Here is a 20,396-nt window from a genome sequence, read left to right on the forward strand (position 1 = left end):
GGCCCCCCGGCGGCTATGTGGCCCGGCGGGGGGACGCCCAAATCACGAACGCCCCCTGGCGGGGGAGGATTGAGAAGAGTGCCCCTACCCCGCCGCCCGCAACTCGCGCAGCTTGTCGGTCGCCCAACGATACATGTCGCCCTCGGCCTGCCGCTGGTGGCGGTCGAGGCGTTTCATCCGGTCCTCGACTTCCTCGAGCACGCCAAGCGCCTCGCGCTTGCGCCCCGTCTCGATCAGCAAGGCGGCATAGCGACAGCGCGCTTCCTCGCCAGGCATCCGCGTGACGATGTCGCGATAGATCGCCAGCGCGTCATCCTGGCGCCCGAGATGATCGTAGATCCGCGCGCGGAGCAGATCGAGCCGGTCGCGGTCGCTCTGCCCCGAGGGCTTGGCGATCGCATCGATGACCTGTTGCGCATCCTCGATCTTGCCGTCCTCGAACAGCGCACGCGCCAGCTTGGTCTCGGTCCGCGCGTCGGGCAGCGGCTGCGCGGCGATCGCCTCGCGATAGAGCGGCACCGCCTCGGCCGGTCGTTCGACCGCCGCCAGGGCATCGGCCAGGCGGATGCGATTGGCGATCGTGTCGGCCAGCCCGAGCGCGTCGCGCGCGGCACGCACTTCGCGCTGCGGATCGATCGCCTTCACCGCCTGGGCACGCATCGTGCGCACGTGACGATTGCCGCGCATGCCCGGCATCACCTCGACGATGAAATAGGCGATGCAGCCGACCAGCGGAAAGAACACCAGGGGCCAGATCCAGAACTGGTTGCGGCCGTTGCGCACGCAATGCACGACGCACGCGACCTGGCAGGCGATCGTCGCCAGGAACGGGAGGTAGAGCATCAGGCCGGCTCGCCGGTGTTGCCGGCCTCGACCACGGTCGGCACGCGCGTCGCGCGCCACCATTCGAGCAGCACGAACAGGATCGCCAGCAGCCCGACCGCGGCGACATAGCGGAACACCGTGGCGTAGCCGAGCTTGTCGATCATCTCCCCCGCCAGTCCCTTGCCGAGCGAGCCGATCAGGAAGGTCAGCGACGACAGCACCGCATATTGGACGGCGGCGAACTTCTTGCTGACGATCCCCGACAGGAAGGCGACGAAAGCGGCGAGCGCGAGCCCGGTCGAGATATTCTCGTAGCAGATCGTCAGCAGCAGCCGCGCCATGCGTTCGTCGCTGCCCAGCGAAACGGCGAGCGTGTCGAGATGCAGGAAATGCATCACCGGATCGATATGCGGCGATCCGTCGGCCAGGTCGGCGTACACGAAATTGCCGAAGATCGGCAGGATCGCCCCGATCAAGACAGTTGGAAAGCGTCCGATCCGGGTGAACAGATAGCCGCCCAGGCTGACGCCTAGGATCGACATGATGATGCCGAATACCTTGGACGCGAACGCCACCTCGTCCTTCGAATAATGCATGAAGTCGAGGTAGAAGGGGTAAGCGAACGACCCCCAGACATTGTAGCATAGGGCATAGGTCAGGATCAGCCCGATCACGATCAGCACGCCCCAGCCGAGCCGCGCGGCGAGATCGGCGAGCGGCGCGATCAACGCGCCATAAAGGTGATTGGCAACGCTGCGCGCGGGCGACAGTGTCGTGTCACGCTCGGTCTGGACGTTCCGTCCGTGCCCTTTCAGCCAATTGAGCAAGGCGGCGATGCCGATCGGCACCAGCACCGTCGCGAACACGATCGCCGGACCGTGATATTTGAGGAAATCGGCGGGTGACGGCTTGGGCGTGCCCGGCGGCGTGTCGCCCAGCATCGAAATCATGAACGAGACCAGCGAGCCAATCGCCCATAGCCAGCTCGCCGCAACCACCAGCAAGGCGATCGCTCGGGTCCGCGGCTCGATCTCGCCCGGCTCGGCCAGCGCCTGCACCGCTTCGCTCGGCGCCCGCTGGGTATCGGGCGCGACCAGCGCGATCAGCAGCATCGCCACCATGACTCCGGCCATCACCAGATAGACGGTCGGCCACGGCATGCGCGCCGCCATGTAGAGCGCGATCGCCCCGCCGACGATGCTGGCGACGCGATAGCCGAGCTGATTGACCGCGGAGAGCAATTCGACCGGCGCGTCCTCGTCGGCGACGTCGATCCGCCAGCCGTCGATCGCCACGTCCTGCGTCGCCGAACCGAGCGAGCCGAAAAAGGCGAACAACGCGAAGGTGCCGATCTGCGCCACCGGATCGGTGACAACGAGGCCGAGCAGCGCCACGATCATCAGCGCCTGGCACAGGACGATCCAGCTCTTGCGCCGCCCGAGCTTGCCGAGCACCGGCAGATGCAGGCGATCGACCAGCGGCGACCACAGGAACTTGAAGGCATAGGTCAGCCCGATCCACGACAGCACGCCGATCGTCGCCATCGTGATCTTGACCTCGCCCAGCCAGGCGGTGAGCGTCCCGATCAAGAGCGCGTTGGGCAGCCCAGAGGAAAAGCCGAACGCGAGCATCGACGCCGACTTGCGCGTGCCCAGCGCGGCGACGAACAACCGCCACCCCTTGGGCCGTGTCACCGCGGTTCCGCTCATTCAGGCTTGCTCCCCTTGCTCTTAGAGCAGACACTAGCTTCAAAAATCGGGAGAGGAAGCCATGAACGTGGCGACGACAATCGCCCCGACCGCGGGGCAACTCGCGCTGGCGAAGAAGCTGGCCGAAGGCGGCGAACCGCGGGGCAACGGCATCACCCATATCGATGCCGCGGCCTATACCGACCCGGCGCGGTTCGAGGCGGAATGGGCGCGGATCTTCACCAAGCGTCCGTTGGTCATCGCGCCTTCCGCGCTGCTCCCCGACCGCGGCATGGCGGTGCCGCACGACGGTTATGGCAAGCCGCTCCTGATCACGCGCGATCGCGAGGGCAATGCGCACGTCTTCATGAACGTCTGCCGCCATCGCGGCACGCGGCTGGTCGAGGGGCAGGATGCGGTGTGCGCCGCGCGGCTGGTGTGTCCCTATCACGCCTGGACCTATGGCCTCGACGGCAAGCTCCTCGCGCTGCCGCGCACCGACGCCTTTCCCGATCTCGACAAGAGCGACTACGGCCTGCGCCGCCTGCCGACGTGCGAGGCCGGCGGGCTGATCTGGTTCGCGTTCGACGACAATGCCGATTTCGCCGAGCCGGAAACGCTAGGCCACGATTTCGACGCCTTCGATCTCGCCGGCCAGCACCTGTTCCGCCGCCGCACGCACGACGTCGCGGCGAACTGGAAGCAGATCATGGGCGCGTTTCTCGAAAGCTATCACGTCCAGCGCCTGCACGCGGCGACGATCGGCCCGTTCTTCAAGGACGGCGTGGCGTCGGCCGACACGATCGGCGCGCACCAGCGCTCGGCGGTCGGGCGCGACGTGTCGGCGGACGATTGCGCGGCGGAGGACTGGCCGACGCTGCGGCGCGCGATCACTTATACCTACCAGATGTTCCCGGCGACCGTGCTCGTGGTCAGCCCCGATTACATGAACCTGATGACGATGATGCCCCGCGGTGTCGACCGCGTGCTGGTCGAGGATTTCATGTTGATCCCAGAACCGCCCGCGACCGAGAAGGCGCTGGCGCATTGGGAGAAGAGCTGGAATTTGCTCGACGGCGGCGTGTTCGGCTCGGAGGATTTCCGCGCTGCGGCGCTGTGCCAGGAAGGCCTGATGTCGGGTGCGCTCGAGCGGCTGACGCTGGGAAGTTTGGAGGGCGGCATTCGCGTGTTCCACAATGCGGTGGAGAAGGCGTTGGCGGGGTAATGGGTGTTGCTAGGCGGCCGGAAATTGTGGGTCCTTCCTCGCCGATCTCCCTCCGTCACCCCGACCTTGTGCCGGATCCGCCATGCCGCAAGTCATGACCTTCGAGCCTCTAGCCGCAACGCCTGCCGCCCGGCGGATCCCGGCACAGGCCGGGATGAGACGGTAGTGGAAGCCGCTGGTGCTACCGAGCGAACCTCAGTCCTTCAGGACCGCCACCACGGTCGAGATCACCAGTCGGGTCTGCTCGATCTCGTCGACCTTGATCGTGTCGAGCCCCATTTCCTTGGCCGGATAGTCGTTCCCGCCCGGATAGATCGCGTCGCCGACGAACAGCACTTCGCTCTTGTCGACGCCCGCCGCCGGCAGCAGCTTCCGCAAGCCATATTGCTTGTCGACGCCATCGCGCGTGATGTCGATCGAGGTCGATCCGCCGATGTTGATCGACAGACCAGGCAGTGCCGCACGTAGCCGCTTTTGCAAGGCCTCGCGCTTCGAACGATCGGCATCCCAGGCGTTCTTCGCCTCTAGCGGTGCCTGCTGGCCGAGCCCGGAGAAGGTGATCTGGCTGCCGCGATCCTCGATTCGATCGCCCCAGGTTTCGCCTTGGTCCAACCCTTCCGCCGTCACCGCGTCGTCGAGCGCCGCCTCGATCTTCCGGCGCTCTTCGTCGGAGAACAATTCGGCGTAGACCGGTTTCCATTCACCCGACCAGCGATAGAGTTTGGTCCCGGTGGTCGGCTGGATGAACAAATTGCCGAGATTCGCCCGCGGCGGCAGTTTCGAGACGACCTGTTTCTCGAATTGCGGCCAGTCGCCGCCCGAGATGATGTCGACCATGCAGACGTCGAGCAGATCGGCGAGCCGCGACGCCATGTCGTCGTCGAGCGCCTGCTTGCTGAGCGCTAGCGTCCCGTCGAGATCGAACGCGACCAGCTTCTTCATCGCGCAGCCTTCAGCACGAAGGCGTCGATCGCGTGCGCGCAGCCGTCCTGCTCGTTGCTCGACGAGACGAAATCGGCGGCGGCGCGCACTGCCTCGGGCGCCTGTCCCATCGCCACCGATGTGCCCGCCCGCGCGAACATCGCGAGATCGTTGTCCATGTCGCCGAACACCGCGACGTCCGCCAGGTTGACGCCGAGCAGTCGCGCCAGTTCGGCCACGCCGTCACCCTTGTTGGCGCGGGAGTCGGTGACGTCGAGATAATAGATCTGGCTCTGCCCGATCGTCGCGCGCTGGCCGAATTTGGCAATGCCGCGCGCCGCGAGATCCTTCAACACCGGCGCATCGTCGCTGACGAACGTCACCTTGTCGGCGCGATCATAGAGATCGCTGAAATCGTCGCGCAGCACCGGTTCCTGGTTCGAGGCGACGCGTTCATGCTCTACGTGCACGCCCGCGAGGCTCGACGCATACCATTGGCCGTCGGCGAACACCCAGCGATCGACCGCCGAGTCCGCCGCGAGGTCGAACATGCCCCTCACCACCTCGGGATCGATGCGATGCTCGGCGATGACGCTGCCGTCGGGGCGGAAGAGGATCCCGCCGTTGATCGCCGCGAGCGGGATGTCGATGCCGAGCGGCGCGATCAGCGGCATCACGCCCGATACCGGTCGCGCGCTGATCAGGGTGAAGGCGATACCCGCCTGGCGCAGCCGGTGCACCGAGGCGATGACTTGCGGGCTGAGCGACTTGTCCTTGCGAACCAGCGTGCCGTCGACGTCCGAAATGACCAGCCGGATCGCCGCCTTCGGCTCGCTCATTGCGGCATCTCGACATGGCCGCCGAAGCCGAAGCGCATCGCCGACAGCAATTTGTCGCCGTAAGTATGGTCGACGCGGCTGCGGTAGCGCGCGAACAGAGCGGCGGTCAGCACGTGCGCGGGCACGGCTTCCTCCATCGCCGCCTCGATCGTCCAATGCCCCTCGCCCGAATCGGCGACGCGGCCGGAGAATTGATCGAGCGCCATGTCCTTGGCCAATGCCGAGGCGCAAAGGTCGAGCAGCCAGGACGAGATCACCGAGCCGCGGCGCCAAACTTCGGCGATGTCGGTCAGGTTGAGGTCGAAGCGCTCGTCCTCGGGCAGTTTGTCCGAGCTCTTGCCCTTGAGCACGTCGAAGCCCTCGGCATAGGCCTGCATCAGGCCGTATTCGATGCCGTTGTGCACCATCTTGACGAAATGCCCGGCGCCGGCCGGGCCGGCATGGATATAGCCCTTCTCGGCGCGCGGATCCTCGCCTTCCTGTTCCATCCGGTCGGGCGTGCGCGGGATGGTGCCGAGGCCCGGCGCCAGCGTGTCGAAGATCGGGTCGAGATGGCGCATCGTGTCGTCGTCGCCGCCGATCATCATGCAATAACCGCGCTCGAGCCCCCACACGCCGCCTGACGTGCCGACGTCGACATACTTCAGCCCCTTCTGCGCCAGCGCCTTGGCGCGGCGGATATCGTCCTTGTAGAAGGTGTTGCCGCCGTCGATGATGATGTCGCCGGGCGAGCACAGCCCGGTCAACGCTTCGATCGTGCTTTCGGTCGGATCGCCGGCGGGCAGCATCACCCAAAAGATGCGCGGCGTATGGAGCTTGCCGGCCAGTTCCTCGAGCGACCCGGCACCGATGCCGCCATCGGCGACGATTTCCTTCACCGCCTCGGGCGCGCGGTCATAGACCACCGTCTGATGATCGCCGCGCATCAGCCGCCGCGCGATGTTGCCGCCCATGCGGCCGAGGCCGATGATTCCGATTTTCATGTGAGTCTCCGAAAGGCCTGATCCATCCCACCGTCACCCCGGCCCTGTGCCGGGGTCCACCGTGCCCCAAGCCCCAGGGCTCGCGGCACCGTGGATGCCGGGAGAAGCCCCGGCATGGCGAAAGATCAGGTCGCTTCGGCGGGATGCTTGGCCTGGATCGAACCGAGCAGGTCGTCGAACGCCTTGGAGAAGGAGATCACTCCTTCCTCGACCAGCGTCTCGGTCACCCCCTGCAGGTCGAGGCCCAACCGCTCGGCATCGGCCAGCACTTTCTTCGCGCCGTCGACATCCTGGGTCAGCGTCACCGCCGCGGTACCATGATCGCGGAACGCGTCGAGTGTCTTCGGCGGCACGGTGTTGACCGTGTCGGGTCCGATCAGCGTGTCGAGATAGAGCACGTCGGAATAATCGGGATTCTTGGTCCCGGTCGACGCCCACAACAGCCGCTGCGGCATCGCGCCCTTGGCGGCGAGGGCCTGCCAGCGATCGGACTTGATGAAGTCCTGGTACCAGGCATAGGCCGCCTTGGCGTTGGCGATCGCGACCTTGCCCTTGAGCGCCTTGGCCTCGTCGCCACCGGTGCCGGCGTCGATCGCATCGTCGATCTTGGTGTCGATGCGGCTGACGAAGAAGCTCGCCACGCTGGCGATGCGGTCGATCGGCTCGCCGCGGCCGACGCGCGCTTCCAGCCCCTCGACGAACGCCATCGCGACGGCCTTGTACGACTCGATCGAGAACAGCAGCGTGACGTTGATGTTGACGCCCTTGTCGATCGCCGTCGCGATCGCGGGCACGCCGGCGGCGGTGCCGGGAATCTTGACCATCAGATTGGGCCGGTCGACCGCCTTCCACAGCCGTTCGGCCTCGGCCGCCGTCTCGTCGGTGTCGTTGGCGAGATAGGGCGACACTTCCATCGAGACATAGCCGTCCTTGCCGTTCAGCCGGTCATAGACCGGGCGCAGCGTGTCGGCGGCGTCCCGAATGTCCTGGATCGCGAGATGCTCATAGCGCGCCATCGCCGACGCGTCGGGATTGGCCTTGTCGAACGCGGCGAGTTCGGAATCATAGGCGTCGCCATGGCCCATCGCCTTCTCGAAGATCGACGGGTTGGAGGTCACGCCGGTGACGCCGTCCTCCTCGACCAGCTTCTTCAGCCCGCCTTCGGCAAGCAATTTGCGGTCGATGAAGTCGAGCCAGATCGACTGGCCGAGTTTTTCCAGATCGTTGATCCGTCCCATCTGCACTTCCTTCTACGTCACCCCAGCGAAAGCTGGGGTCTCATGCGGCACGAGATCCCAGCTTTCGCTGGGACGACGGCCCGTTATTTGCCGATCAGCGCCTTCGCGGTCTTCACCACATTCTCGACCGTATAGCCGAACTTGTCCTCCAGGCCCTTGAGCGGGGCCGACGCGCCGAAGGTCGACATGGTGATCGTCGTACCCTTCGGCCCGACATAGCGATCCCAGCCCATTTCGCCGCCCATCTCGACCGCGAGGCGCGCGGTGACGCCGGCCGGCAGCACGCTTTCCTTGTAGGCGTCGTCCTGCTTCTCGAAGCGGAACCAGCTCGGCATCGACACGACGCGCGCGGCGATACCCTCGGCCTTGAGTTGTTCGTACGCACGGGTGACGAGGCTAACCTCGGAGCCGCTGGCGATCAGGATGACGTCCGGGCTGTCGCTGTCCGCCAGGACATAAGCCCCCTTCGCGACGCCTTTGGCGCTGGCATATTTCGAGCGGTCGAGTGTCGGCATCGCCTGGCGCGACAAAACGAGCGCGGTCGGATGCTTGCCGTCGCTCATCAGCGCCCGCCACGCCTCGGCAGCTTCATTGGCGTCGCCCGGGCGGATGGTATCGATCCCCGGCGTAGCGCGCAGCATCGCCAGTTGCTCGATCGGCTGGTGGGTCGGGCCGTCCTCGCCGACGCCGATCGAATCGTGCGTGAACACCCAGACCGCGCCGATCTGCATCAGCGCCGACAGGCGCACCGGCGGGCGCATATAGTCGAGGAACACGAAGAAGGTCGAACCATAGCCGCGCAGATGCGACAGCGTCATGCCGTTGACGATCGCGCCCATGCCGTGCTCGCGCACGCCGAAATGGAAATTGGTGCCGCCGTAATTGTTCGGCTCGAACGACGCCGCGCCCTTGATATCGGTCTTGGTCGAGGGCGCGAGATCGGCCGAGCCACCGAGCAGCCACGGCACCTTGGGGACGATCGCGTTGAGCACCTTGCCCGCCGAATCGCGCGTCGCGAGACCCTTTTCGTCGGCGTCGAAGGTCGGGATGTCGGTATCCCAGCCCTCGGGCAATTTGTCCGCCAGGATCAGATCGAGTTCCTTGCCGAGATCCGGATAGGCCTCTTTGTATTTGGCGAAATTGGCTTCCCATTCCTCGCGCAGCGGGCGGCCGCGACCGGCGATCGCGTCGTTGAAATGCTGCTCGACGCCATCGGGAACGTAGAAATCCTTCAGCGGCCAGCCATAGGCTTCCTTGGTGACCCGGACGTTGTCGACGCCGAGCGGCTCGCCATGCGCCTTTTCGCTACCGGCGCGAGGAGAGCCCCAGCCGATCACCGAATGCACGACGATGAAGGTCGGCCGATCGTCGGTCTTGCGGAACGCCGCGAGCGCTTGCGCCATCGCCTCGCAATCATTGGCGTCGTTCACATGGATGACGTTCCAGCCATAGGCCTCGAAGCGCTTGCCGACATCCTCGTCGAACGCGAGCGCGGTGTCGCCCTCGATCGAGATGTGGTTCGAATCATAGATCCAGCAGAGGTTGGAGAGCTTGAGATGCCCGGCGACCGACGCCGCCTCGGCCGACACGCCTTCCATCATATCGCCGTCACCGCACAACGCGTAGACGTCATGGTCGAACAGGGTGAAGCCGTCGCGGTTGTAGCGCGCCGCGAACCAGCGCTCGGCGATCGCCATGCCGACCGAATTGCCGCAGCCCTGGCCGAGCGGGCCGGTGGTGGTCTCGACGCCGGTGGTGTGGCGATATTCGGGATGGCCGGGGGTCTTCGAGCCGAGCTGGCGGAAATTCTCGATATCGTTCAGGCTGACCGCTTCCTTGCCGGTCTTCTTGCCGGTGCCGTCGACCTCTTCGATCCCGGCGAGATGGATCAGCGAATAGAGCAGCATCGACGCATGGCCGACCGACAGCACGAAGCGGTCGCGATTGGGCCAGGTCGGCGTCGAGGGATCGTAGCGCAGGAATTGCGACCAGAGCGTATAGCCGACCGGGGCCAGCGCCATCGGCGTGCCGGGATGCCCCGAATTCGCCTTCTGCACCGCGTCCATCGACAGGGTGCGGATCGTGTCGATCGTCAGACGCTCAATTGAACCGTCTTCCTTCAACTGATCCACGTCGGCGGTCTGGGTATCGGACATCGTGTTACGGGCTCCCGGCTCGGGTCATGGAACGCGCAGGACCGCATGGCGGTTGCGCGGGTTCCCCGCCCTATATGGGGAGCGTCGCCGGCATGCCACCCGTCAGTCGGGATTGCGTTCCATTTTCGTAACGACGCCGCGGTCGGCGACATAAGCGGCGTCGACTTCGCGCACGAACAGCCCGTGTCCCATCACGCCGGGGATCGCCTGGAGCTGGACAGCGAGGTCCCCCGGGTCGGGAAAGGACACGAAATGGCAATCGAGGATGATATTACCCTGATCGCTCCGCCAGGCGCCTTCTTCCGCCATCCGTAGCACCGGTTCCGCGCCCAGGGCGGCGAGCCGCGCCGCGACGAAACTCCGTGCGAAAGGAAGCACTTCGACCGGCAACGCCGCCGCGCCCAGCCGTTCGGCGCGCTTCGACCCGTCGGCGATCACCACCATCCGGTCCGATGCCTCGGCGACGATCTTCTCGCGCAGCAAGGCCCCCCCTGCTCCCTTGATCACGCGCAGCCCGGGATCGATCTCGTCGGCGCCGTCGATCGTCAGGTCGAGCCGCGAGGCAAGCGCGAACCGCCCGATCGGAATGCCGGCATCGCGCGCTTCCTGGTCGGTCGCGATCGAGGTCGAGAAGAAGACGCAGCGGCGCAAGTCGCCAAGCCGCGCGGCGATCGCGCGAATCGCGAAGGCCACGGTCGAGCCGGTGCCGATCCCGACCAGCATCGAGTCGCGGATTTCCGCCACCGCCGCCTCCGCCGCCAGTCGCTTGTCGTCATCGTGCATGGAAAACCCCGCTTGGGGGAAAATGGCGCGCCCGGAACGATTCGAACGTCCGACCCTCAGATTCGTAGTCTGATGCTCTATCCAGCTGAGCTACGGGCGCTTGGGAGAGGCGGCCTTTAGAGAGGTGTTTCGGGAAGCGCAAGTGCGTTGCGCGACACTTTTTCGCCGCCTAGATCGAAAGCATGTCAAAGCGGATCGCCCTGTTCCTCGCCACCACCATCGCGCTGGCCGGCTGTACCGAAGCGCCAGGGGCCTATCCCTCGCTGGCGCGACGCCCGATCGAATCGCGTACCGACGCCGAACCGGAAGTGGTGACGCCGGTCGCCGCGCCCGACGCGGCGCTCGATGCCAAGATCAAGGCGATCGCCGCCAAGCTGGCGGCATCCGACGCCGCGTTTTCGGCCAGCGCCGCCACCGCGGAGGCCGCCGCGCGCACGCCGGCGGCGCAAGCGGTGGGCAGCAACGAATGGGTCCGCGCCGAATCGGCGCTCGCCGATCTCGTTTCGCTGCGCGTCGACACGTTGGGCGCGGTCACCGACATCGACCAGCTCTCGGCCGAGCGCGGCATCGCCGGCGACCCGCCCTATCCCGAACTCGACGACGCGCGCGCCAAGGCACAGGCGCAGCTCGACGAGCAGCAGAAGCGAATCGCGGCGATCAAGGCGATCCTGGGAGAGAAGTAGAGATTGCTGCCGCCCCTTTCGATCTGCTGGGGGTGAAGATGCGCGATGGAAAGCCGCCGATTCATTCCCCTCTCCCGCTTGCGGGAGAGGGAGGGGCCCGCCGCCGGAGGCGGTGGGAAGGTGAGGGTCTTCTTCCTTCTTCTACCTCGACAGACGCGCGGAGAAGAAAGAAGACCCTCACCCAACCCTCTCCCGCTCGCGGGAGAGGGCAAGATAAACAGAACGGTTACGGCCGCTCGATCCGATACAGGATATGCGGTCGCAACGGATCGCCTTCGGCCACCGCCGGATGGTCGAAATCAGCGGCATGATCGCGCGTCATGCCGAGCCGTTCCATCAATCCCCAACTGCGCACATTTTCGATATTGGTCATCGCCGCGATGTCGGGCGTGCCGGTATTGGCCCAGCCCCAGGCGATCGACGCCTCGGCCGCCTCGCGGGCATAGCCTTTGCCCCAGGCGTCGCGCGCGAGGCGCCAGCCGATCTCCATCCGGTCGGCGATCGGCGTCCCGGCCGGTCCGGGCTTGAGGCCGCAGAACCCCAGGAATGCGCCGCCGGCCTTCCGTTCGACCGCCCAGAAGCAATAGCCATGGCTGTCGATCAGCGCGTTCTGCCGCGCGGCGCTCTCTTCGGCGACCTCACGGCTCATCAGCGGACCGAGATAGCGCATCACCTCGGGGTCGTTGCACATCGCGTGAAACGGCGCGACGTCGCTGTCGCGCCAGCCGCGCAGGATCAGGCGGTCGGTCTCGATCATCATCCCCTCCCCGGGCGGTCGATCGCATAGACGATCATGTCGCCGATCACGTCGTCGCTATCGAGATAGAAGGGATGGCGGAAATCGAGGTCGGGCCGGCGCGTCATGCCGATCCGCAGCATCAGGCCCCAGGACGGCGCGTTATCGGGATTGGTCCAGGCCGCGATCGTGTCGGCCGGCGTGTTCGCCCAGCCCCAGTCGCGGCTGGCTTCCGCCGCCTCGCGCGCGATCCCCTGCCCCCAATGTTTTTCGGCGATGCGCCAGCCGAGTTCGTACATGCCGTCGACCGGCGTGTCGGGATGGCCGCCGAGGCGCAGCCCGCAGATCCCCGCCAATGCACCATCCACCTTGGTCTCGACCGCCCACATGCAATGGCCGTCGGCGGCCTGTTTCTCCATCTGGCGATCGATCAGGCCATCGATCTTGTCGCGCGGCGCGACCCCGCCGAAATGCTTCATCATCGCGGGCGTGTTGATGATCGCGTCGAACGCGGGTTTGTCGTCCTCTCGCCACGGGCGGAGGATCAGGCGCGGCGTTTCGATCATTTCGCGAGCAATCTGGCCGCGTGGAGCGCGTGATAGGTCAGCACGCCCGAACAACCGGCGCGCTTGAACGCCATCAGCGTCTCGAGCACCACCGCGTCGCGATCGGCGGCGCCGGCCGCGACCGCCGCCTCGATCATCGCGTATTCGCCGGAGACTTGATACGCGAAGACAGGCACTTCGAACCGGTCCTTCACACGAAGGATGATGTCGAGATAAGGCAGGCCGGGCTTGACCATCACGCTGTCGGCGCCCTCGGCGAGGTCTAGCGCGACTTCGCGCAACGCTTCCTCGGCATTGGCCGGATCCATCTGATAGGTCTTCTTGTCGCCCTTCAACAGGCCGCGCGAGCCGACCGCGTCGCGGAACGGACCGTAGAAGCCGCTGGCATATTTGGCGGCATAGGACATGATCTGGACGTTGACATGCCCCGCGCCCTCGAGCGCGTCGCGGATCAGGCCGACGCGGCCATCCATCATGTCCGACGGCGCGATGATGTCGGCGCCCGCCGCGGCCTGGTTGAGCGCCTGGCCGACCAGCATCTCGACGGTCGCGTCGTTGAGCACATAGCCGCTCTCGTCGAGCAGGCCGTCATGGCCGTGGCTGGTGTAAGGATCGAGCGCGACGTCGGTCAGCACACCCACTTCCGGCACCGCGTGCTTCAGCGCGCGGATCGCGCGGCACATCAGATTGTCGGGGTTGAGCGCTTCCTTGCCGTCGTCGGTGCGGCGATCGGGCTGGGTATTGGGAAACAACGCGATGCACGGAATGCCGAAATCGCGCGCTTCCCTCGCTCGCGCAACGATGCCGTCGACCGACCAGCGCGAGACGCCGGGCAGGCTCGAAATCGGCTCCTCGACGCCCTCGCCTTCCGCGATGAACAAAGGCCAGATCAGATCGGCCGCAGACAGCGTGGTTTCGGCATGCATCCGCCGGCTCCATGCCGAAGCGCGGGGACGACGGAGACGGATCGCGGGATAGCTCGACATGGCACGGCTAATGGTCCTGCGTGTGCGGTAACGCAAGGACTTGACGCCCAACCCGACATCACGGCTATGATATGTTATTCCATTACAATACAGGAGGCGACATTGCGGCCTATTCTATCGCTCATGGCCTGCGGTTTCGGCATGATTCCGATATTTCCCGCCACCGCCCAGTCATTCAAATCGCAACCCAATACGATCATGGTCGCTGCGAGCGGATCGGTCGAAACGCAGCCTGACACCGCGCTGCTGTCCGTCGTCATTCGCGGCGAGGGCAAGGCACCCGACGACGCGACGCGCGCCCTGGCGGCCAAGATCAAGGCGATCACCAGCGGACTGCGATCGATCGATCCACAGATCGAGATACAGACCAACGCGGTCGCGATCGGCGAAGTCTATGCGGGTGATTGCAATCGCGATGCCGGCTTGTCTCAAAGCACCGATGCCGAGGTTTCCATGGCGGCCGACGCGCTGGCGGACGAGGCCGATCGGCTCGCCGCTGGCGCACGTCGAACGTCACCCAAAGTCGCAAATCCCTGCGCCGTGACCGGCTATACCGCGCGGAGCGAAGCCAGCGTCAAAATGAGAAAGGTCCACGACGCGGGAACCGCCGTCGGCCTCGCCGGCCGATTGGGCGCGTCGAGCGCCGCGCTGGAGTCTTTCGACCTGAGTGCGGATGACGATGCTCGATCGCGCGCGACGGCGGCCGCGATCGCCAATGCGCGAGCCCAGGCACAGGCGATCGCCGCTGGATCGGGCATGAAGCTGGGCGGGATCGTCTCGGTGACGGACGGGACCGGCGAAGGTGGGCTGGTCATGGAGAAACTGGCGCCGGTCCTCAACGCCTACGAAGTCGCCCCCGCATCACCACCGCCGGTCGCCGTCGACATCGCGCCCAAGCCGGTCACGACCAACGCGCGCCTGGTCGTCACGTTCGCCCTGGGCAAATAACGGCGATCAGCCGGTGGGGTGAAGCCGGCCCGCCGGCTCGCCGGTGGGTTGGGTTTGCTCCTCCGCCTCGGGCGGCACGATCAGCACCTGCTCTCGCCAATGGCCGTTGATAAAATACCACACGGCGAGCCCCAGCGAGACCAGCGAGCCCAGCGGAAAGGCGTACCACAAGGCGTCCGCGCCGATCAGTCGCTGCCCGAAGATCGCGAAGCCGAGTCGGATCGGGTAGAAAGCGACGATCAGGATGATCAAAGGCGGCACCGTCGCGCCGTTGGCGCGCACCGTCGAGAACAACACCATGGTCGCGCCGAACATCACGAAGGTCCAGCTCGCGATCAACTGGATGTGCCGGGCAATCGGAATCGCCGGACTGGTACTGCTGACGAACAGCGTCATGACCGGGCGGTCGAACAGGATGATCGCCGTGATCACGACCAATGTGATGATGGTGTTGTAGACGATGCCCGACCGCGTGATCGCGTTGACGCGGTCCCACTTGCCCGCGCCGATATTCTGCGCCGCCATCGAGCTGACCGCGACGCCGATCGCCATCGCCGGCATCTGGATATAGGTCCAGAGCTGCTGCGACACCGCATAGGCCGCGGCGGTCTCCACGCCTTCGCGATTGACCAGGCCGATCATCGTCAGGCCCGCGGTCGACATCACCAGCATCTGCGCGCCCATCGGCAGGCCCTTGGCGACGATCGTCTTCACCAGCGCCTTTTCGGGGATCAGGTAGCGGAGCTCGTGCCCGCGCAGCCGGATCGGCAGGTCGCGCCAATAGACGTAGATTAACAGGCCGGCCGAGGACACGATGCCGGCCAGCAGGGTCGCGGTCGCCGAGCCGGCGATGCCCATCTTCGGGAATGGCCCGATGCCGTCGATCAGCAGCGGGTTGAAGCTGCTGTCGATCGCTACGCTGAGCGCCATGAACCACAAAGGCGTCACCGAATCGCCGGTGCCGCGCAGGCTCATCTGGATGAGCACGCCGAGCATCGAGAACGGCAGGCCAAGAAAGATGACCCGCAGATAATCGCGCGCCATGTTCTGCGCCTCGCCCGGCGTCGCCAGCAAGCGGAGGATCTGCGGCGCGAACAGCCAGCCAAGAATGGCGATCACGACCGCGCCGCCCATCACCAACCCGATCGCCGATCCGAATGCGCGGCGCGCCGCTTCGATATCGTGGCGCCCGACCGACTGGCCGATCAGGATCGTCGCCGCCATGCCGAAGCCGAACACCGCGGAGAACATCAGGAACATGATGATATTGGCGTTGGACGTCGCCGCCAGCGCGCTTTCGCCGAGGAAACGACCGACCCAGATCGAATTGATCGAGCCGTTGAGCGACTGGAGGATGTTCGAAGCGAGCGTGGGAAGCGCGAACGCGAGCAGGGTCGAGCCGATCGGTCCGACGGTCAGGTCCTTGCGCCCTCCGGAGCCCCCTTGCCGGGCCTGTTGCGGCGGCTGCGCCACGTGCTGCTTGCCTTTCCCTCGGCCCGGATGGCCGGAATCGCTGGATCGTTTCGCTGTCGTGCGACCCGATAAGGAATGAGCGCGGGTTCGCCTAGCCCAAGGCGCAACATAATCCGCGCGGGGTCCAGATGTTCCGGACATGGTCGCCGGTCCGGGCGGCAACGATGAAGCGCGCGGTCATGGGTTAGACCGGGAATGCCACACAATCTCTCCGCCCCTCCCGCTTGCGGGAGGGGTCGGGGGGGAGGGACTGTTGAATCCACCTCGCGATTGAAGACACGCCCTCTCCTAACCCCTCCCGCAAGCGGGAGGGGAATGGTTCAGCCCAGCCGCGCCAGCGCCGCTGTCAGCCGTCCGGCCTCGGCCGATTTCTCGGCATGGTCCGCGCGCGCCTTCTCCACCGCTTCGGGCTTGGCGCGTTCGACGAAGCTCGGATTGTTGAGCCGTCCGGCCAAGCCGTCGCGCTCCTTCGACGCGGCCTCGATCGCCTTGGTCAATCGAGTGCGTTCGGCGGTGAGGTCGATAACACCTTCGAGCGGGAGCACGAAAGTCGCCTCATCCACGACGACTTGCGCCGCTCCGCCCGACGCCTCGCCCTCGGCACGGTCGATCCGCGCCATCCGCGCGATCGCCGGCGCCAGCCGCTCGAACCGCGCCTGCGTCTCGGCCGACGCATCGCGCAGATGCACCGCCAGCCGCGCGCCCGGGGGCACGTTGAGCTCGGTGCGGCTCGACCGCACTTCGCTGACCAGCCGGATCAGCCAGTCGATCTCCTTGCCCGCCTCTGGATCGATCGCGCGCGCATCGGCGATCGGCCATTTGGCGACGATCAGGTCATAGTCGCGCTTCCCGAGCTTCGACCACAATTCCTCGGTCACGAACGGCATGAAGGGATGAAGCATGACCAGGATCTGATCGAGCACCCAGCCCGCGACCGCCTTGGTCTCCTCGTCGATCGCGCCTCGCTCGTCTCCGCTCGCGACAGGCTTGATCAGTTCGAGATACCAGTCGCAAAAGCGGCTCCAGGCGAATTGGTAGATCGCGTTGGCCGCGCCGTCGAAGCGATAATCGGCGAGCGCAAGGTCGACCGCCTGCACCGTCCGGATCGTCTCGCCGATGATCCATTTGTTGACCGCGAGTGTCGCCTCGGGCGCATCGAGGGTCTTCGACGCGCCGATCCCGTTCGACTGGCAGAAACGCGCCGCGTTCCACAGCTTGGTCGCGAAGTTGCGATAGCCCTCGACCCGCTTCTCATCCATCTTGATGTCGCGGCCCTGGCTTTCCATCGCCGCCATGAAGAAGCGCAGCGCGTCGGCGCCGTACTGGTCGATCAGCCCGAGCGGGTTGACGACATTGCCCTTCGACTTGGACATCTTCTGCCCGTCGGCGGCGCGCACCAGGCCGTGCAGATAGAGCGTGCGGAACGGCACGGAGTCTTCTAGTTTCCGCGTCCCGCTCTGGCCCATGAAATGCATGCCCTGCATCATCATCCGCGCATCCCAGAAGAACAGGATGTCGAAGCCGGAGATCAACACGTCATTGGGGTAGCGGCCGTGGAGCGTCGGATCGGTTTCCTCGGGCCAACCCATCGTCGCGAACGGCCAGAGCGCGGAGGAGAACCAGGTGTCGAGGACGTCGGGATCCTGCTTCAACGCGACGCCGGCACCGGCCTGTGCCTGCGCTTCTTCCTCGGTTAGCGCGACGAAGATCTTGCCGTCCTCGGCGAACCAAGCCGGGATGCGATGCCCCCACCAAAGCTGGCGGCTCACGCACCAGGGCTGGATATTCTCCATCCAGTTAAAGAAGGTCTTCTCCCAGCTCTTCGGCACGATCTTGATCGCACCCGACTGGACTGCCTCGATCGGGCGTTTGGCCAGGGTTTCGGCGTCGACATACCATTGGTCGGTCAGCCACGGCTCGATCACGTCCCCCGAACGGTCGCCGTACGGCGTCTGGATCGTGCGCGGCTCGGCGTCGTGCTCGTTGCCGTCCTTGTCGACATGCGGGACGAGGAAGCCGCCCAGCTTTAGCCGCTCGACCACCTGCTTGCGCGCCCAGAAGCGATCGATACCTAGCAGATCCTCGGGGATCAGCCGGTCGGCGGTCTGCGTGACCTGCGCCTTGGCGTCGAGCATGTTGAGCATCTCGCCCGCCTTCATCCCGGCGCGCTTGCCCACCTCGAAGTCGTTGAAATCGTGTCCCGGCGTGATCTTGACCGCGCCGGTGCCAAGCGTCGGGTCGGCATGTTCGTCGGCGATCACCGGGATCAGGCGCCCGGTGATCGGCAGCTTCACCTGCTTGCCGATCATCGCCTTGTAGCGCTCATCCTCGGGATGGACCGCCACCGCCATGTCGGCGAGCATCGTCTCGGGTCGCGTCGTCGCGACGGTGATCGAGCCCGAACCGTCCGCCAGCGGGTAGCGGATCTGCCAGAAGCTGCCTTTCACTTCCTTGGTCTCGACCTCGAGATCGCTGATCGCGGTGCCGAGGCCCGGATCCCAGTTCACCAGGCGCTTGTCGCGATAGATCAGGCCCTGATTGTAGAGGTCGACGAATACCTTGAGGACGGCTTTGGAAAAGCCCTCGTCCATCGTGAAGCGCTCGTTTGCCCAGTCCATCGAACAGCCGAGCCGGCGGAGCTGCTGGGTGATCTCGCCGCCGCTCTCGGCCTTCCATTCCCACACCTTGGCGACGAACTCGTCGCGCGTGAAATCGGTGCGCTTCTGCTGCTTCTCCGCCATCTGGCGCTCGACCACCATCTGGGTGGCGATGCCGGCATGGTCGGTGCCGACCACCCATAGCGCATCCTTGCCCTTGAGCCGCGCATGGCGGACCAGCACGTCCTGCAACGTGTTGTCGAGCGCGTGGCCGATGTGCAGCGATCCCGTCACGTTGGGCGGCGGGTTGACGATCGTCCAGCGCTCGGCGCCCGGGCGATCGGGGTGGAACTGGCCGTTCGTTTCCCAATGCTGGTACCAGCGCGTCTCGATCTCGGCGGGGTCGAAGGTCTTGGGCAATTCGGTGGTCATGAGCGTGCCTTTACCGGCTGCGGACGCCGAGACAAGCAGTGTAGCGCTCTACTAGGACAGTCGATACAGTCGCGGCATGATTCCGATGATCGCTCTCCTGCTCGCCCAGGCCGCCCTGCCCCAGCCCGATCCCTATGCGCCGCCCCCGCCGGCCGGCACGCCCGAGCGCCTGGCCTACGACGCCCAATTCGGCGGCGCGGCCGAGGACGCGGCGATCGAGGCGTGGCTCAAGGCGCATCCCGATGCGCCCGCCCCGGCGCGCGCGATGCTGCTCCATCGCTTGTGCAACGATTATGGCGTGACCATGGGCGGCGAGAAGCGGGTGATCGCCTGCGCGGCGTCGAACAAGCTCGCGCCAGATGGTGAGGACGCCAGCGACGAAAAGATCGCCGAAGCGTTTCGCGCCGCGCCGCCGATCCGCGCTTTCGGCGGCGCGACCGTCCCCACCATCGCCAATCCGCTCGGCAGCAAGAGCGCCGACATCACCGTCAACGGCATCACCTTGCCCTGGTTCATAGACACCGGCGCCGAAATCTCCGTGGTGACCGAGAGTACGGCCGCCAAGCTCGGCGTGCGCGTCCTGCCCGGGTCGAGCGACGTCGGCACCTCGACCAGCAATCGCGTGACCGGCAAGATGGGGATGATCGACAAAGCGGTGATCGGCGGCGCGACGGTTGAAAACCTGCCCGTGCTGATTCTGCCCGACGCTATGCTCCAGCTCGGCAAGGATTATACGATCCCCGCGATCTTCGGCCTGCCCGCCTTCGCCGCGCTGGGCCGCGTCGCCTGGCTCGACGGCGGGGCCAAGCTGGCGCTCGGCAAGGATGCGCCGATACCGAAGGGCAAGACCGTGCGCGTCTATTGGCACGAGGACGGCCTGGGCATCCCGATCGCCACGCCGCTCGGCACCGCCGGCGCGCAATTCGACAGCGGCGCCGATTCGACCGACTTGCGCAAGCCGGGCCTGAAATTGCTGACCAGGGATCAGATCGCGAGCGCCGAGGAACGCAACGCCACGGTCGGCGGCGCCGGCGGCTTCGTCACCACCAAGGTCCGCGTCCTGCCGCGGCTCGACTATACGATCGACGGCGTGCCGCTGACCGCGCTCAAGCTCAACATCGACGACAACGAGACGGGTGCCGGCCGCGTCGGCAGCGACATGATCGTCCAGCTCAAATTGCTGACGATCGACTTCAGGACGATGACCTTGCAGGCGGTGCCGCTGCGCTGATTGGAAGACAGGTCGACCAGGGTTGCGCCGCGTCAGCGCTCACGATCGTTGCTCGGGCCGGAATTCACCCGAAAATGCTGCCGGCA

17 protein-coding genes and 1 tRNA gene are annotated in these 20,396 nt (G+C 65.9%); 4 read left to right on the plus strand and 14 right to left on the minus strand.

Features of this window, described 5'->3' with window-relative positions:
- Window positions 1-84: 84 nt before the first annotated feature.
- The gene (locus ACTHJR_RS19350; RefSeq protein WP_440525057.1) at window positions 85-843 is read right to left on the minus strand and encodes a tetratricopeptide repeat protein; all 759 of its coding nucleotides are present in this window, start codon (window positions 841-843) and stop codon (window positions 85-87) included.
- Window positions 843-2,534, minus strand: coding sequence for an AmpG family muropeptide MFS transporter (locus ACTHJR_RS19355; protein ID WP_440525058.1), 1,692 nt, complete (start codon window positions 2,532-2,534; stop codon window positions 843-845). Before ACTHJR_RS19355 ends, ACTHJR_RS19350 begins: the two co-directional genes overlap by 1 nt.
- Before the next feature lie 61 nt (window positions 2,535-2,595).
- Between ACTHJR_RS19355 and ACTHJR_RS19360 the strand changes: the two genes are divergently transcribed.
- Window positions 2,596-3,738 carry an aromatic ring-hydroxylating oxygenase subunit alpha gene (locus tag ACTHJR_RS19360; RefSeq protein WP_440525059.1) on the plus strand — a complete coding sequence of 381 codons (1,143 nt, stop codon included), beginning with the start codon at window positions 2,596-2,598 and terminating at the stop codon, window positions 3,736-3,738.
- Between the two features lie 195 nt (window positions 3,739-3,933).
- On the opposite strand, the gene ACTHJR_RS19365 is transcribed toward ACTHJR_RS19360, so the two are convergent.
- The 7 genes from ACTHJR_RS19365 to ACTHJR_RS19395 all read right to left on the minus strand — a co-directional run bounded on the left by ACTHJR_RS19365 (window position 3,934) and on the right by ACTHJR_RS19395 (window position 10,758).
- On the minus strand, window positions 3,934-4,680 hold the full coding sequence (locus ACTHJR_RS19365) for an HAD-IIB family hydrolase (RefSeq protein ID WP_440525060.1): 747 nt from the start codon (window positions 4,678-4,680) through the stop codon (window positions 3,934-3,936).
- Window positions 4,677-5,498 (minus strand): Cof-type HAD-IIB family hydrolase, encoded by an 822-nt coding sequence (locus tag ACTHJR_RS19370; RefSeq protein WP_440525061.1) that lies wholly within the window; start codon window positions 5,496-5,498, stop codon window positions 4,677-4,679. The genes ACTHJR_RS19365 and ACTHJR_RS19370 overlap by 4 nt, the downstream gene beginning before the upstream one ends.
- Window positions 5,495-6,481, minus strand: a complete 987-nt coding sequence (gene gnd, locus ACTHJR_RS19375; protein WP_440525062.1) for a phosphogluconate dehydrogenase (NAD(+)-dependent, decarboxylating) — start codon at window positions 6,479-6,481, stop codon at window positions 5,495-5,497. Before gnd ends, ACTHJR_RS19370 begins: the two co-directional genes overlap by 4 nt.
- 125 nt (window positions 6,482-6,606) lie before the next feature.
- Window positions 6,607-7,719, minus strand: coding sequence for a transaldolase (tal, locus tag ACTHJR_RS19380; protein ID WP_440525063.1), 1,113 nt, complete (start codon window positions 7,717-7,719; stop codon window positions 6,607-6,609).
- An 83-nt stretch (window positions 7,720-7,802) separates the two neighbouring features.
- On the minus strand, window positions 7,803-9,875 hold the full coding sequence (gene tkt, locus ACTHJR_RS19385; protein WP_440525064.1) for a transketolase: 2,073 nt from the start codon (window positions 9,873-9,875) through the stop codon (window positions 7,803-7,805).
- 102 nt (window positions 9,876-9,977) lie between these two features.
- Complete coding sequence (gene rpiA / locus ACTHJR_RS19390) at window positions 9,978-10,658, minus strand: ribose-5-phosphate isomerase RpiA (protein ID WP_440525065.1); 681 nt, start codon at window positions 10,656-10,658, stop codon at window positions 9,978-9,980.
- Window positions 10,659-10,681: 23 nt separating this feature from the next.
- Window positions 10,682-10,758, minus strand: a tRNA-Arg gene (locus ACTHJR_RS19395).
- An 82-nt stretch (window positions 10,759-10,840) separates the two neighbouring features.
- Here ACTHJR_RS19395 and ACTHJR_RS19400 point away from each other — a divergent pair.
- Window positions 10,841-11,341, plus strand: a complete 501-nt coding sequence (locus ACTHJR_RS19400) for a hypothetical protein (protein WP_440525066.1) — start codon at window positions 10,841-10,843, stop codon at window positions 11,339-11,341.
- A 226-nt stretch (window positions 11,342-11,567) separates the two neighbouring features.
- Here ACTHJR_RS19400 and ACTHJR_RS19405 read toward each other — a convergent pair whose 3' ends face one another.
- The 3 genes from ACTHJR_RS19405 to hemB are packed head-to-tail and all read right to left on the minus strand — an operon-like array spanning window position 11,568 to window position 13,629.
- Window positions 11,568-12,098: a GNAT family N-acetyltransferase gene (locus ACTHJR_RS19405; RefSeq protein WP_440525067.1), complete on the minus strand. Its 531-nt coding sequence runs from the start codon at window positions 12,096-12,098 to the stop codon at window positions 11,568-11,570.
- Entirely contained in the window at window positions 12,098-12,643 is a 546-nt protein-coding gene (locus ACTHJR_RS19410; protein ID WP_440525068.1) for a GNAT family N-acetyltransferase, read from the minus strand. The genes ACTHJR_RS19405 and ACTHJR_RS19410 overlap by 1 nt, the downstream gene beginning before the upstream one ends.
- Complete coding sequence (gene hemB / locus ACTHJR_RS19415; RefSeq protein WP_440525069.1) at window positions 12,640-13,629, minus strand: porphobilinogen synthase; 990 nt, start codon at window positions 13,627-13,629, stop codon at window positions 12,640-12,642. Before hemB ends, ACTHJR_RS19410 begins: the two co-directional genes overlap by 4 nt.
- A gap of 141 nt (window positions 13,630-13,770) precedes the next feature.
- Here hemB and ACTHJR_RS19420 point away from each other — a divergent pair, with 141 nt between their 5' ends.
- Window positions 13,771-14,577, plus strand: a complete 807-nt coding sequence (locus tag ACTHJR_RS19420; RefSeq protein ID WP_440525070.1) for an SIMPL domain-containing protein — start codon at window positions 13,771-13,773, stop codon at window positions 14,575-14,577.
- A 6-nt stretch (window positions 14,578-14,583) separates the two neighbouring features.
- On the opposite strand, the gene ACTHJR_RS19425 is transcribed toward ACTHJR_RS19420, so the two are convergent.
- Both ACTHJR_RS19425 and ACTHJR_RS19430 read right to left on the minus strand, forming a co-directional pair.
- Window positions 14,584-16,050 (minus strand): MATE family efflux transporter, encoded by a 1,467-nt coding sequence (locus tag ACTHJR_RS19425; RefSeq protein ID WP_440525071.1) that lies wholly within the window; start codon window positions 16,048-16,050, stop codon window positions 14,584-14,586.
- Window positions 16,051-16,370: 320 nt separating this feature from the next.
- Window positions 16,371-19,079 carry a valine--tRNA ligase gene (locus ACTHJR_RS19430; RefSeq protein ID WP_440525072.1) on the minus strand — a complete coding sequence of 903 codons (2,709 nt, stop codon included), beginning with the start codon at window positions 19,077-19,079 and terminating at the stop codon, window positions 16,371-16,373.
- 85 nt (window positions 19,080-19,164) lie between these two features.
- Between ACTHJR_RS19430 and ACTHJR_RS19435 the strand changes: the two genes are divergently transcribed.
- Entirely contained in the window at window positions 19,165-20,310 is a 1,146-nt protein-coding gene (locus tag ACTHJR_RS19435) for a retropepsin-like aspartic protease (RefSeq protein WP_440525073.1), read from the plus strand.
- Window positions 20,311-20,396 lie beyond the last annotated feature (86 nt).

The sequence above is a fragment of the Sphingomonas sp. genome (genome assembly GCF_051962185.1).
Classification (GTDB): domain Bacteria; phylum Pseudomonadota; class Alphaproteobacteria; order Sphingomonadales; family Sphingomonadaceae; genus Sphingomonas.